Below are 13,878 nucleotides of genomic sequence, written 5' to 3'. Positions count from 1 at the left end.
GCCATGTCACGATCGCGACGCGCGCCCGCACCGATCATACGCCTCACCCATTGGGCAGGCGCGCTTGCCATGCTCGTCATGATCGGTAGTGGCTGGCAGATCTATAACGCCTCCCCTATCCTGCCCTTTGAATTCCCCACTGCCGTCACTCTTGGAGGCTGGCTTGGCGGCGGCATTGCCTGGCATTTTGCTGCCATGTGGGTGCTGATGGGGGCGGGGCTGGTTTACGTTGTGTATGGCGCCGCAAGCGGGCATTTTCGCAACGACCTGCGCCCCGCAGGACCGCGATCTGTGGTGAGGGATATTGGGCAGGCCCTGCGCCTGAAGCTCTCCCACAAGGCCGGGCACTACAACGCTGTGCAACGTGCGCTCTACACGGGCGTGCTTGTGGTGGCTGTGCTGACGGTCACGACGGGCCTTTCGATCTGGAAACCCGTGCAACTTGGATGGCTGACCTGGTTGTTCGGAGGCTACGACATTGCCCGGTGCATCCATTTTGCCATGATGAGCCTGATTGTGGGCTTTCTTTTGCTCCATGTCGCGCTTGCCCTGATGGTGCCCGCCACCTTGTGGGGCATGGTGTTCGGGCGACGTATGCCAGATAGCGACAAGGAGAGCGCCTCATGAGCCCGCCGAAAATCGACCGCGCCGGTGTCGCGCCCGAATTGCGCAAGCTCGAACGCAGGCTCTTCCTGCGGAACAGTCTTTCTATTGGTGGGCTTTCCCTGCTGTCAGGCTGCGCACTGGACGATAATGCGTCCGTGGAACAGGCCCTTAGCCTGATGTCACGTTTCACCGACCGGATGCAGGCGCTTCTTTTCAGCCGTCAGCGCCTCGCAAGGGAATTTGACCCGTCGCGCATCACACATCCCTTTCCATTCAATGCCTATTATGACGAGAGCGACGTAAGGCTCGTCGAGACTTCATCCTGGCGGCTGGAGGTGAGCGGGCTTGTTTCAGACAAGAGCCCCTGGTCGGTCGCCCGGTTTCGTACCCTGCCGCAGAAAAGGCAGATCACGCGACATATCTGCGTGGAGGGGTGGAGCGCTATCGGAGATTGGTCGGGGGTTCCGCTCTCTGTATTCCTGCAGCATGTCGGGGCCGATCTACGGGCAAAATATGTGAATTTCCGCTGTTTTGATGATTACAGTACGAGTATCGATATGGCGACGGCACTTCATCCGCAGACAATCATGGCGCTGGATTTCGGCGGGAACCCTCTCCCACCCGCCTATGGCGCCCCGATGAAAATCCGCATTCCTACAAAACTCGGCTATAAAAACCCGAAATATCTCGCCTCTATCGAGGTCACGAATCATTTCCCGGGCGGATATTGGGAAGACCAGGGGTATGACTGGTTCGGCGGTTCATAAAAAAGCACACAGGCATGTAACCTGCGGCAAGGCTGAGGCGAAAGAAAAGATATCGGAAGCTGGCGCGTCCATTTTCCGACCCTTTGAACCGATCCAGGAATGTAATCATGTCTTTTCGTACACTCGCACTCGCCTGTGCCTTTTCTTCGACAATGCTGCTGGGAGCCCCTGCCTTCGCTCAGGACACCATGTCACAAGGGACGATGTCGCAGGGCGCTATGGCACATGACAGCATGTCACACGGTGACATGTCTTCAGACAGCATGAAGAAGCATGCCATGACGAAGGACGAAATGGTGCCCCACGGGATGTCGAAGCGGTCCATGGGCAAGCATGGCAGCATGATGAAGTCAGAGGGTATGGAAAAGAAGAACAAGATGGGCAGTGCGATGAAGCACGACCCGATGGAACATGACGCGATGAGCAATGACTCGAAAGGCGACATGGCAAAGCCGAACTGAGGGCCGAACGCCTGTGGTCAAAAGCCACAGGTCGACCCTTCCGGGGCATAATCGGGTTTTGATCCTAGCGAAATATCAAACAGCGCCGGGGCGACGGTAGGCAAAGATGATGTCAGATAGCGTTCGCCTTCGCTGCCGATAAGCTGTGTCCCACAGGAGGATATGGGCGATCATCCTGTCATATGTGCGCGCAAAGCATCAATAAATACCCGGACCTTGGAGGAGAGGCTCCGATGCGCTGCGTAGACCGCATGTACCTCCACTGTCTCCGCTTCATAGTCGGGGAGTAGTCTCACAAGCCTACCCTTCTCGGTTGAGGGGTTTGCCAAGAAGGCAGGCAAACGTCCTACCCCTCCCCCGCTCTCAAGGACCACCTGCAGGACGGCGGGCTCCGGGATGACGGATCGAACCGCGACGGGTATGCGATGCTCGCACCCCGCGCTATCTTTGAAACGCCAGATCGACGGTTGATCGGTCCATCCAAGCAACTCGTGATCGGCCAAGTCGTGTGGCGTTTGGGGCCTACCTCTTTCCAAGAGGTAGGCTGGGCTCGAGCAGGGCCATAATTCGATCCTGCCCAACTTGCTGGCGATCAGGTCGGAGTCTGGCATTGCCCCTATCCGGATTGCCATGTCGACATCCTCCCTCGCCAGATCGACAACCCGGTTCTCAGCCTCAAGATGGACGCGCAGATCAGGATACTCTCGCAGAAAATGCGGCAGCATCGGCGCCACCAGCCCGATTGCGAATGTCGTTGCTGCGCTGATTTTTAGAACCCCTCGAGGTTGCCCCGTTACCCCATCGAGGGCCGCGGCAGCCTCATTCAAATCGTCCATGACGCGTCTTGCGTGGATCAGGAGTATGCGCCCGGCCTCGGTCAGTCTGAGGGCATGCGCGCCGCGTTCGAACAGCTTCGCCCCGATTTCCCTCTCCAGACGGGATAATGCCCGGCTGAGCGATGATTTAGGCGTTCCCGTGACGCGCGAGGCTGCGCTGAGGCTCATGGTCTCCGCGATGCGCAGAAAGCTGCCGAGATCATCTGAGTTCATGGGCTTGCGTTCCAGATATGGAACAAGACGTCTACGATGACGCACCTGCCCTGTCCAACGGGAACGGCTTATCGTACCTCTGTATTGAAGGGGCCGAGATGTCAAAACCAGTCATTCTGATTACGGGCGCGACCGGACAACAAGGCGGCGCCACGATCCGCGAGATGCAACGTCGAGGGCATTGGCACATTCGCGCGCTCGTCCGGAGCCCGCAGACGCCAAAAGCAGTCGCTCTGGCAAAGCATGGGGTTGAGCTCGTTCATGGTGATCTGGACGACGAACATTCCCTGCGATTGGCGCTTGACGGGGCAGAAGGCGTTTTATCTGTCCAGTCGCCCATGAAGATCGGTCCAGCCGGTGAGGAGCGACAGGGAAAGAGGCTCGCCAGCCTCGCCAAGAAGAGTGGCGTGTGGCACTTCGTGCAGTGCTCCGCAGGCGGGGTTGAGCGACGGAGCGGCGTTCCCCACTTCGAGAGCAAATGGGCGATTGAGCAGCACATTGCGTCACTGAACTTGCCGGCTACGGTTCTACGTCCAGCGGCCTTTATGGAAAACTTTTCAAGCCTGATCTTTCGGATCACTATGCTGTCCATGATGAAGACCTATCTGAGGCCGGATCAGGCTATGCAGCTTGTCTCGGTGCAGGATGTTGCCTGGTTCGCTGCGGAGGCGTTCGAGAAACCTGATCAGTACCTTGGTCGGGCCATTGAGCTTGCAGGTGACAGCCCGCACCGCAGCGTCAATTCTGCCGAATGCCGGAATACGCCCAAGCCGCGGCTTTACAATCCCCTCTGTTATGCGAACGCGATTACCCGAAGACTTTCGCCTGATGTTCGAGTGGATCGCCCGAGACGGCTTCAAGGCTGATATTTCAGCTCTGCGACGTGAGTATCCGACGTTGCTTACACTCGAGGACTGGACACTGCAACGCGCGTAGGATAGCCGCCAACGTCTGTCGTAGTCTGACGATCGGATCGGTCGATGCTGCATAGCGCGACAAGGAAGCCGATATTTGAAAATTGACAAGCTTCTTTCGGTTTTTGACTCCCGGTTGCCTCTATTACCGGTAGTACGGCCAGTGGGCGCAAAATATCGAAGACCGAGCTTATCATGCAGCCAGGCCCGGAGGAATTTTAAGCGCGCGATCTCCTCAGCGGAACCAGACAGTTTTAGCTATCGGTTTTTTTTGGAATGGTCGGCCTAGGCTCAGGACCCTTTACGAGACTGGGATGATGTGATTCGACGGTCAACGGAAGGAGAACCCGATGTCTGATCTGCCGATGCTGCCTGTGAGCAAGATGCGCGCGTTACGGCCATATTTTCCGAAAACGCGCGGCCTGAAACGCGTAGATGATCGCCGCGTGCTGAGCGGCATCGTCTACGTGATCCGGCATGGCTTGCAATGGAAGGACGCGCCGTCGGGCTACGGTCCGCATAAGACGCTGTATAATCGCTTCATCCGTTGGAGCCGTCTTGGCGTATTTGCCCGGATCTTTTCCGCCCTGACGGGTAATGCTGGCGTTCCGGAGGAGTTGATGATCGACAGCACACATCTGAAGGCGCATCGCACTGCCGCAAGTCTGCTCAAAAAGGGGGTGCTGCGCGTCGGATCGGACGCACAAGAGGCGGCCTGAACTCGAAACTGCACGCCGTCTGCGTCGGGCATGGCCGTCCAGTGGCGATGCTGCTCACCGAAGGTCAGATGAGTGACCACAAGGGCGCAGCCCTGCTGCTGCCACGCTTGCCCTCCGCTCGCCACCTGGTCGGCGATCGCGGTTACGACAGCAATTGTTTCCGGCGCAATCTGACCGAAAGAGGCATCGAGCCATGCATCCCGTCCACGAAGAGCCGGAAAGTGCCGATCCCGTACGACAAGTCCCGATATCGCCGGCGGCACAAGGTCGAGAACATGTTCGGCCGCCTCAAGGACTGGCGCCGCATTGCCACGCGCTACGACCGCTGCGCCCACACCTTCTTCTCGGCAATCTGCCTCGCCGCAACAGTCATCTACTGGACGCCATAATGAGTCCTGAGCCTAGACAGATGCTCGCCCTCATGCTCCAGAACCAGACGTACCGCTCGGGCGCGGACCTCAGAAGAATAGGTCTCCGCCAATCCCGGCGCAGTTCAACTGATTGTCGATCATCGACCGGGGAAACCCGCATGTACCCGACCAGTATGTGCGACAAACCTCCAAATCAGGGTCGTCGCGCGGTAGATAAATTTGGAAGGGTATTTCTACTTTCCAACCACTGCGCTGGATTGATTTCGGGCAGAAGCCATGACTGCAGAGTTAATATTCAGGACAAATATTGAGAGATGACGACCTTACGGATTGCGACAAAAGGCAAACCAGGACCGATATCGCTATTACACAGTACAGAGAACGTTGTTCTCGATTTCGTATATGTCTGCAAAACGCATGCAAACCCATTTATTGCACCATAGTGCAAGATGCTGGCGTCGCGTTCGCTCGGGCCCGATAAAAGCACTCCGCACCCGTATTCCATGTCTGCGTAATGTGCGTCATTGACAGAAAATCGATTCGCGCTGCTGAGACGACCATCCCGCAAGCGAGCAGGCGACAACATCAGATCGAGATGGTAAGGATCGAGAAGCTTGTTGCTTAGAAGAGCCTCTTGCCAGCGACATAGATCGATAGCGTCGCCACGCATTGCGCCAGCAGCACCGGCTTGCGAAACGTCCAGATAGGCTGCGTTTTCGAATCGCGCTCCACCTTTCTCCGGCGAGCTATACCCGGAGGCACGATCAACAACCACCTCGCTTGGGGCGTCGACAGCGAGAGATCTCAGCCCGAGAGGCTTAAAGACCAGTTCCGACATTGCTCGCGGGAATGGGGTGCGGGTCACGCTTTCTACGATTGCACCCAAGACAATGTAATTAGCATTGCTGTAAAGCCAAGCAGTACCTGGATCGAAATCGAAAGGATTCGTCTGGCGAGCAATATCAGTGGCCAATTCTATTTGCGTCTTCGCTGGCGCAGCGCAGGTCCGGTCATCACCTCCCCCTTCGTCGCTGTGTAATCCCGCCGTATGGTTCATCAACTGCAACACTGTTACAGGTTTCAGCGGTCCTGCGAGTGGTAGATAGGCGGCAGGCGAGGCATGAACGTCGAGACGACCCATTTGCGCCAACTTCAGGATTGCGGCGGCCGCAAACTGTTTTGTTAGAGAGCCGATGCGAAAGACTGACCTTTCTGACACGGCTGTCCCCGTCTCGAGATTGGAAAAACCCCAGCCATACGCTCCGATTATGGTTGATGACCGCCCTATAGCGACGGACACGCCCGGGCATGCATGATTTTTAATTGCCTCCATAGCCGCGTGCTCGATGGAGGGAAGATCGCCATGCGCTCTAGCACCGGCGAAAGCCGTTGTTGCCGCCGTGGCAGGAATGCTTGTAATTAAACTTCGCCGTGAAACTGACCTACCCATTTTTTATCCGCCACTACAAGAGGCTATCGCCGAATAGTGCATTCCATATAGCGCCTATTGGCAGATGTCATCATATCCCGGACTAACACGACTTTGTCAGAATCGAGTTAGGGTGTCTGTTGAGTGTCCATCCGCAATGAGGGCAAAGTGTTGGTGGTGAACGAGCTATGCGGTCGAGGATGGCCTGGCGCACTGCTGGCAGGCTGGGTTACGGTGGCGGTCCGGAGGATCTTTTTTTTCATCCTGCCTGAGTAAGCCTGCGGGATTACGAAAAGGCGTAGGCCATCATCGACATCAAGGCATGGCGGTGAAGTCCAGTCCGGGATCGTCCCTCGAAGTGATCCAGGCCCAGTTCCTCCTTGAGTTGCTGATGGGCCTGTTCACATATACAGTGCGCTTTGATCTACAGTGCGCTTTGATCTACAGTGCGCTTTGATCGCACCCGCCAGAACCTTGATCGGCGTGTTTGCCGGCAAGTTTGAAAGATAATATTTGCGCCCGACATTCGAGCGATGTTCACCCACCAGCCATGTTTCTTCGCCCGGCATGTGCTGGGCTCCAGCAAAGCCGATCCGCTGGGGTGCACCATCCGCGATGCGCACGCGTATGGCCGCGAGACGAGCCGGCAAGCGTCCCTTGGTTCCCTTGCGCCAACTAGGCTCAGGGCTCATTACGGCGTCCAGTAGATGACTGTTGCGGCGAGGCAGATTGCCGAGAAGAAGGTGTGGGCGCAGCGGTCGTAGCGCGTGGCAATGCGGCGCCAGTCCTTGAGGCGGCCGAACATGTTCTCGACCTTGTGCCGCCGGCGACATCGGGACTTGTCGTACGGGATCGGCACTTTCCGGCTCTTCGTGGACGGGATGCATGGCTCGATGCCTCTTTCGGTCAGATTGCGCCGGAAACAATTGTTGTCGTAACCGCGATCGCCGACCAGGTGGCGAGCGGAGGGCAAGCGTGGCAGCAACAGGGCTGCGCCCTTGTGGTCACTCATCTGACCTTCGGTGAGCAGCATCGCCACTGGACGGCCATGCCCGTCGCAGACGGCGTGCAGTTTCGAGTTCAGGCCGCCTCTTGTGCGTCCGATCCGACGCGCAGCACCCCCTTTTTGAGCAGACTTGCGGCAGTGCGATGCGCCTTCAGATGTGTGCTGTCGATCATCAACTCCTCCGGAACGCCAGCATTACCCGTCAGGGCGGAAAAGATCCGGGCAAATACGCCAAGACGGCTCCAACGGATGAAGCGATTATACAGCGTCTTATGCGGACCGTAGCCCGACGGCGCGTCCTTCCATTGCAAGCCATGCCGGATCACGTAGACGATGCCGCTCAGCACGCGGCGATCATCTACGCGTTTCAGGCCGCGCGTTTTCGGAAAATATGGCCGTAACGCGCGCATCTTGCTCATAGGCAGCATCGGCAGATCAGACATCGGGTTCTCCTTCCGTTGACCGTCGAATCACATCATCTCAGTCTCGTAAAGGGTCCTGAGCCTACAACACCATGCGTCCACACTCGCAGCTCGGTGGCAAGACGCCCGATCAGATCGCCGGGCAACGCTCCTGGGGCATGCCCCCAGGAGCGTTGCCATCACATCACCATCAGCCCATAGAAGCAGGGAACTCTCCTTTTGAACGGATACAAAAAAGGGAGCACGTCAACGTCACAACACATGAGCCATGGTTTCGGGCATCAGCCGCGCAATCTGCTCCCACTCCTCGTCCATCATATCAGACGGATAGCGCTTCGTCTTTCGGCTGATCCCAGACATCCGACTTCTCTGCTCTGGTGCCCATATCCACAGCTCGAATCACACTTCACCAACTTCCCAAATAGACTGTCAACCTCGCCTCATGGTTTGCCATGAGGCGTTACAGATCCAGCGAAAACCGCGTTACCTGCATCGTCTATATGCCATATTCGTCGCCCTTCGGGGTCGGTACCGACCACCATCTTTTCCGTCTCGCTGTAATATATACAGACGGATCGACCATTGAGACATACTTTATGATTGGCTTTTATGGCCATAAAGAAGTTGTCACTCAAGGTTTCCGTGGAGTCTTTTATTGCGGCGGAGGAATGTAGGCCAGATATTTCCAAGAAACTAGGCGAAGTACTTTTATCTTCTATCGTTGCTTGGCGGAAGCTCCCCGTCGGGTTGAACGACGAATTGGCGCTTCCCGCATCTATTATCGAGGCCATGGATTTACGACCTTTAAGGAGAAGAGAGACGTTGCCAGAACTATTATCTTCGAACACGCTACTGGCGTGCTTCCCTACAAATTCCATTCCGGTGTCTGAGCCACTTGCATCCATCCAGGTTATGTCCTTCACCGAAGATTTCTGCCAGTACATTCCGTAATGGGCACCGTAAGTCGCACCTGCCATTACCGCGTCCAGATTGAAGTAAGCGCTAGAGGAAAAAGAACCTTGGAAATGACCATAATATAAAGCAATGAAAGCTCCGGACTGCGCTGAGTCTTTATCCCAGTTTGTCAAATCGTTTTCGAATCCAATTGTGCTGACATTGCCTAAGGCACCCGGTTTTCCAGGCACGCCCGAGCCGGGCATGCCCCCGAACGAATTCCTCCCACCCGGAATGGCGTTTCTAATGGAATTGGCATTCATGGCCCAAGCTGTTCCTCCACCAGCCGTCTGCATAACCCCGACATAGAGAGGAAGTTTTCCATAAATTACGGGCCCAGCGCTGCCTCCTTTGTCTACAAGGAGACCGAGATTGAGCATCATCTCTCCCTGACCGCTGTCAAACCGGGTTTCCCCCTGCAGGCTTTTTCTCGCATAAACCGCGCCATATCTGCTTTTTTCCGGAGGACACGAGCCGATCGGACAAGCCATTCTAGCCGCGGAATCTGCGTTCAATTCCGATCCGGAGACGTTTCTAAGATCCGGACTGTTTGAGGAACGACTATACGTATCGTTCTCCTCGTGCGAGTTCCCACTCGCGTAGGCAGAGGAGATGAAAGACAACAACAATAAGCAGAGGACCGTCTTAGCTCTCACTGTCAATCTCCTAACCTGTCGATGTCTCCTACCAGAATGCAGAGACGGCAATTCGCAGATGATCGCTCCCGAACGAGACTTGCGCAAAGCCCCATCGATTCTGAGCGATCCCAACGAACCTTCCGACCGAAACACTAATTCGAGTCATTTTTTCAAAAATAGAATCACATGCTCCGCGGGGAAGGATGAGCCGCATTCGCGCCATCGCGACGGACTCTCCATGCGTTGGCTCGAATGAGGCCTTCGACTCAGCGGGGCGCACGATCTCCCCGCCGGCAGCTTTCGTCTGCACGGGACGGAAATGCTAGACACGCCTCCCGATAGAGTGCTGCAATTTCTCTAGCCTGCGCTCTCGAGAGCCGCGGATTTTCCAGGCGCGGCGGCGATTCGAGGAAGCGCTCGGGGTTCGCATCGATTTCCGACAAGACTGCGACGAGTGATTCTGGTGACGAGACATCAATTTTGAAACCGTTTACGCCGTCAATCACATCCTCTCCGATCGCTCCTCGATCAGAGGCGATGACCCAGACCCCGCAAAGATTTGCTTCACGCGTGACCAGACCGAAGCTCTCGGGCCAAATCGAGGGCGCGAGCAGAACATCCATGTCCGCGAACAGATTGCCTATTTCAGACTGCTTGACTTTGGGTCTAAACTCGACCGGAGTCTCGCCCCAACATTCATGACGAACAGATCCAGGCTCTGCCCCATGATCAATAACGATGAGACTTATGTTACGAAACTTTGTGTTTATAAACGAGTTTCTTGCGTAGTTGTATCCTTTGTGTTTCGATATTCCGCCTATGAACCCGATACGAACGATGTGATCGTCTCTTCTTGACCGCTCGATATGTGGGATTTTCGGAAGTCCGTTGGCGATCGTCACCACATTATGGAGACTAGTACCCTCATAGATTTTCGCGAATGATTTTGAAACCGAAGCCACCTTAAAAGCGGACTTCAAAGCCGCATGTTTGTCACTAAACATGAGGGCAGCGTCAGTCATCTCCTTGATAGAGCTTCCAGTAATGCGTTCCATCGCCTTGCTGTATTCGAAGACCTCGATTTTGTCGGTGACGTCGTTCAGGAGAAACTGATTTGGAGAGATCCACCAACCATCGTGAACTGTCACGATATAGGGGATTTCTCGTGTGAACGCCTCATTTACAACCGAAAGCGTCAAACGTTGAATACAGTGAAAATGGATGACGTCAGGATTTATTGCGTCGAGGAGTGTACCAAAAGTGGCGCCCATCTCCGGATCGACGGTAACTCTATCGATGTCAGGCCTGTCTGGCGTCGTAATGCTGTGTACCCGCACTCCGTCCAGTGAGTAGCTGCGAACGAGATAGGGTTTGTCTCCTCCTTCGACAGAACAGACGACTTCGAGCTCAAATTCGTCACTGTAATCCTCGACTATGTCGCGCACATTGTCGTGCACGACCCGGGTTGCGCCACCGATAGCCTGAGGCGGATAAAACACATTTACGATCAGGATGCGCTTTTTTTTCTTTTCCTGCCTACGAGCACAGGCATCATCAAGCACTGCCTTAATATTATGCTCCATATGCTCTTCCGAGTAACGCGCGAGCGCCTTGCGCAACGCATTACTCCCAATTTTTTGCCGAGTATCTGGTGAGGAAATCAGATATTTGAACGCAGACTCCCACTCCGCAAGCGTAGAACATAGCAGGCCGTCTTCACGATCCGTCAAAATCTCCTCGTATGTCTGGGTCCGACTGACGATAGACGGGATCCCGAGCATCGCTGCTTCAAGCCACTTTATCTCGCTTTTCGTATTCGTGAGTTTGCCGGGCTTGAGTACAGCAACGTTTATGTCCGCAGACCTCAGTAGCGTCCAAAAGTTTTCCGCTTCCAGCATGCCCGGGATCTCGACGATCTCCACCCCGGAGGCGCGAAGACGATACACGTCGGGGATATAACCGCACACGAGAAGGCGGATCTTGCCCGGATAGGATTTATGAGCCGCGATCAGCGCCGGCTCGATAAGATCATTGAAGTCTTCTTTATGTGCCTTGGTGCCGGACCCATAGAAGACCGTGACCTTGTCGTTATCGTAACGGGGTTCGGCTCCGAGGTAGACGCGCCTGTGTCTCGAATCAAGACCATTCCTGTGCATATACACACGTTTCCCGGGTGCGCATCTCTCAAGTTGGCTCACGAGTGCAGGTGTCGAACCAATCGCGAAATCGCACATTTCCAACGCGACACGGAATAGGGGAACGCCGAGCGCCAGACCTCTGTAATCGTTTCTGGTGACCATACCGGCATAATTTTCAAATGGCGGCGGATAGAGATCTCCGTCGAAGATCTGATCGTCTATCTCGTAGAAGGTGGCAATACCGAGAGATTTTGCGTAATTAATCGCCCGAACGATATCGGGGAGGGCCGGAACTCTATAAAATATCGCCGCCTGGAACTTGTGAGCCTCCCCCATAAAATCATGCAAACCGTGATCCTGGTCGAATATCCTGACTTCGAATCCAGCATTTTTCAACTGTTCCGCTTTCTGATCGACACGGTAGAATGTACACTGAGGGAGGTGTCGATTCGCGTACAAGGCAACAGCTTTGACTGGCTTGGGCGCTGCGGGCTTTTTAGGCGCCGTCATAAGCGATAGATGTTTATGCGTATCGTAGATTTTTCGCTGCGCGGCCGCAAAACCGCTCGCCTCAGCAACGGCTTCCGCATCTTGCCAGGTGTGTTCTGTAAGAGACTGCGCCTGGCGCCAGAAACGCTCTCGCATGGAGTAATCTCCCGGAAACGCTTGCATCGCGCGTCTCGTAATTTCCAGGCTTTCGTCCAGGCGGCCGAGTTTTGCCTCGCAATGAGCTAGATTAAGAAACGCCCAAGGGCTGGGGGAGGAGGATTTTATGACGGTATCAAGATTCCTTGCCGCTGCCTGGAAGCACTCTTTCCGAATGAGGACATCACTGCTTTTGTGCAAAGTATGGATGTTGTCGGGCTCCACACGCAACACCCGATCGTATATCGAAAGAGCCGCATCATCATTCCCACTGCGCGCGAAGCGATCAGCAACTGCGATGAAAACGAAGATGTTTTCCCGGTTTATGATATTCGACAATGAATGATCGAGCACACCGATCTCGATAAAATCCCGGAGCGCATTAGCCCATCCCCATTGCTCGATCGCGTGGCCCCGCTTAGAGGCATAGTAATCCAGATCGAGATGTTCGATGGATTCTGCTGCCGGACCGAGGAGGCTTTCAGCAAATTTCTTCGCGTTCGGCCACATCTGCTCAATGAGCCCGCGCCGCAACCAATGCCTATAAGCGCTTCTCGAGTCCCTCGCCTCTCCGTTCAAATACGTTTTTTTATAGAAACCCTCATCGAACTCGTAACCAAACCCGATAGCGCGAAGATGGTCGATACCTGTTTTTCCAAAATGGTAAAGGCACGAAGCCCTTTCAGATGTTAAATCGGGAAGATCGGGTCCTTTATTCGACACAAAATAGTACTCATGATCAAATATATCCAAAGCCCGCTTCGATATTCCGACATGCTTAGCAACCTCATCGAGAGATCTTACAGTGCTTTCGTCTCCGAACGCCTTCAATATCCTATTGTAACCCGAGACGATTTCGTCTCCTCCGACGGTTTCGATATTTTCTTCCAGCCGGTGTTGCGCGCGCTCACGTTCCATGAGGGAACGAATATCTTCAAACTCGGTTTTTAAACGTGTTTCATCGCTGTTGAGCCTAAGGCCCGCCTCCAGAACATTAAGGGCTTCAATGTATTTCCCTTGTACTTTGAGGACATGGCCGAGATGGAGGCACGTATCGAAATTGTTTCCCTCCAACGACAAAGCTCGCCGATATGCATCTTCCGCATCGACGACGAGGCCCTGTTCCTTGAGAGAATGTCCGTATTGGACCCAAATTCCAGCGAGTGCTGGATCTAACTCCAGCACTTTTCCATAGGCGGTGGCCGCAGCTTCCCAATCGGCACGATCTCGAGCCCGGTCCGCATCGATCCTCGCGGAGCGGATCCTTGAGCGGCGTCTGGAAGGGAAAAAGACCATTCGGATTTCTCGCATGTTACTCAGATAAGAACTTTTCTGACCGTAGCGATATTTTTTGATCGCGAAAAGTCCGTTCCTTTCGCCAAACGGACGGTCACAAGATATTGTAATATCCTATTGAAGCTTTGACATGAAAAGGATCGTGTAGATCGAATTTTTGGCAGGATAAGCAACTCCGTTGTTTTATCGTAATGCACCATGCTGGTTCTACTTGCGTTTGAAACTCCGTCGTGTATCCTCAAGGTGTCGTTACTGTCTTTGCGAACGTCAGACGGATCACGACTTTTTTCCGATCGCGCCTGGTGCTTGGTTCTTTTCTGCGAAACAGCTTATCCCCCATGATGGGTGTCTACCCAGAATGCCGCCCTCCAACCCCGACTACGCGGACGTGCGACAAGTGATCGTCCTGCCAATGGCGCCGAGCGCATCCAAGTTCCGAATATCCCTTCGCGCGCGCCTTCTT

At 54.7% G+C, this 13,878-nt stretch carries 10 protein-coding genes and 2 pseudogenes; 5 read left to right on the top strand and 7 right to left on the bottom strand.

The window, feature by feature from the left end:
- The first annotated feature begins 3 nt into the window (after nt 1-3).
- From SSA02_RS04750 to SSA02_RS04740, 3 genes are all read left to right on the top strand, one after another.
- Nucleotides 4-627, top strand: coding sequence for a cytochrome b/b6 domain-containing protein (locus tag SSA02_RS04750; RefSeq protein WP_147092809.1), 624 nt, complete (start codon nt 4-6; stop codon nt 625-627).
- A gap of 38 nt (nt 628-665) precedes the next feature.
- The gene (locus tag SSA02_RS04745; protein WP_246103642.1) at nt 666-1,373 is read left to right on the top strand and encodes a molybdopterin-dependent oxidoreductase; all 708 of its coding nucleotides are present in this window, start codon (nt 666-668) and stop codon (nt 1,371-1,373) included.
- Between the two features lie 107 nt (nt 1,374-1,480).
- On the top strand, nt 1,481-1,834 hold the full coding sequence (locus SSA02_RS04740) for a pentapeptide MXKDX repeat protein (protein WP_147092807.1): 354 nt from the start codon (nt 1,481-1,483) through the stop codon (nt 1,832-1,834).
- Between the two features lie 170 nt (nt 1,835-2,004).
- On the opposite strand, the gene SSA02_RS04735 is transcribed toward SSA02_RS04740, so the two are convergent.
- The gene (locus SSA02_RS04735) at nt 2,005-2,883 is read right to left on the bottom strand and encodes a LysR family transcriptional regulator (protein WP_147092806.1); all 879 of its coding nucleotides are present in this window, start codon (nt 2,881-2,883) and stop codon (nt 2,005-2,007) included.
- 98 nt (nt 2,884-2,981) lie between these two features.
- Here SSA02_RS04735 and SSA02_RS04730 point away from each other — a divergent pair, with 98 nt between their 5' ends.
- A complete protein-coding gene (locus SSA02_RS04730; protein WP_246103641.1) occupies nt 2,982-3,749 on the top strand; it encodes an NmrA/HSCARG family protein in 768 nt (255 codons plus the stop codon).
- Between the two features lie 398 nt (nt 3,750-4,147).
- Nucleotides 4,148-4,905, top strand: a protein-coding gene (locus SSA02_RS04725) for an IS5 family transposase (RefSeq protein ID WP_246103640.1) whose coding sequence is annotated in 2 segments (ribosomal slippage) — nt 4,148-4,481 and nt 4,481-4,905 — 759 coding nt in all. Because the reading frame shifts where the segments join, the coding sequence is not laid out codon by codon here.
- A 277-nt stretch (nt 4,906-5,182) separates the two neighbouring features.
- On the opposite strand, the gene SSA02_RS04720 is transcribed toward SSA02_RS04725, so the two are convergent.
- The 6 genes and pseudogenes from SSA02_RS04720 to SSA02_RS04695 all read right to left on the bottom strand — a co-directional run bounded on the left by SSA02_RS04720 (nt 5,183) and on the right by SSA02_RS04695 (nt 13,415).
- Nucleotides 5,183-6,337, bottom strand: coding sequence for a serine hydrolase domain-containing protein (locus SSA02_RS04720; protein ID WP_147092805.1), 1,155 nt, complete (start codon nt 6,335-6,337; stop codon nt 5,183-5,185).
- 107 nt (nt 6,338-6,444) lie between these two features.
- Nucleotides 6,445-6,993: pseudogene (locus SSA02_RS04715) on the bottom strand (IS701 family transposase); the annotation flags it as partial.
- Nucleotides 6,994-7,007: 14 nt separating this feature from the next.
- A protein-coding gene (locus tag SSA02_RS04710; protein WP_246103639.1) for an IS5 family transposase occupies nt 7,008-7,765 on the bottom strand; the annotation gives its coding sequence in 2 pieces (ribosomal slippage) (nt 7,008-7,432 and nt 7,432-7,765; 759 coding nt in all).
- 252 nt (nt 7,766-8,017) lie between these two features.
- A pseudogene (locus SSA02_RS12865) lies at nt 8,018-8,131 on the bottom strand (IS5/IS1182 family transposase); the annotation flags it as partial.
- Nucleotides 8,132-8,184: 53 nt separating this feature from the next.
- Nucleotides 8,185-9,189: a hypothetical protein gene (locus SSA02_RS04700; RefSeq protein WP_147092804.1), complete on the bottom strand. Its 1,005-nt coding sequence runs from the start codon at nt 9,187-9,189 to the stop codon at nt 8,185-8,187.
- Nucleotides 9,190-9,602: 413 nt separating this feature from the next.
- The gene (locus SSA02_RS04695) at nt 9,603-13,415 is read right to left on the bottom strand and encodes a glycosyltransferase (protein ID WP_186807679.1); all 3,813 of its coding nucleotides are present in this window, start codon (nt 13,413-13,415) and stop codon (nt 9,603-9,605) included.
- Between the last annotated feature and the right edge of the window lie 463 nt (nt 13,416-13,878).

Origin of the sequence: Swaminathania salitolerans, assembly GCF_007988945.1 — a bacterium.
Taxonomy (GTDB): domain Bacteria; phylum Pseudomonadota; class Alphaproteobacteria; order Acetobacterales; family Acetobacteraceae; genus Swaminathania; species Swaminathania salitolerans.
This window is presented reverse-complemented; position numbering and strand designations above follow the sequence as displayed.

What these genes read in the sequence shown, in the direction of transcription:
- SSA02_RS04750 (WP_147092809.1), top strand. Translation starts at nt 4, where the DNA reads ATGTCACGATCGCGACGCGCGCCCGCACCGATCATACGCCTCACCCAT.
- SSA02_RS04740 (WP_147092807.1), top strand. Translation starts at nt 1,481, where the DNA reads ATGTCTTTTCGTACACTCGCACTCGCCTGTGCCTTTTCTTCGACAATG.
- SSA02_RS04735 (WP_147092806.1), bottom strand. Translation starts at nt 2,883, where the DNA reads ATGAACTCAGATGATCTCGGCAGCTTTCTGCGCATCGCGGAGACCATG.
- SSA02_RS04730 (WP_246103641.1), top strand. Translation starts at nt 2,982, where the DNA reads ATGTCAAAACCAGTCATTCTGATTACGGGCGCGACCGGACAACAAGGC.
- SSA02_RS04720 (WP_147092805.1), bottom strand. Translation starts at nt 6,337, where the DNA reads ATGGGTAGGTCAGTTTCACGGCGAAGTTTAATTACAAGCATTCCTGCC.
- SSA02_RS04700 (WP_147092804.1), bottom strand. Translation starts at nt 9,189, where the DNA reads ATGGCTTGTCCGATCGGCTCGTGTCCTCCGGAAAAAAGCAGATATGGC.
- SSA02_RS04695 (WP_186807679.1), bottom strand. Translation starts at nt 13,415, where the DNA reads ATGGTCTTTTTCCCTTCCAGACGCCGCTCAAGGATCCGCTCCGCGAGG.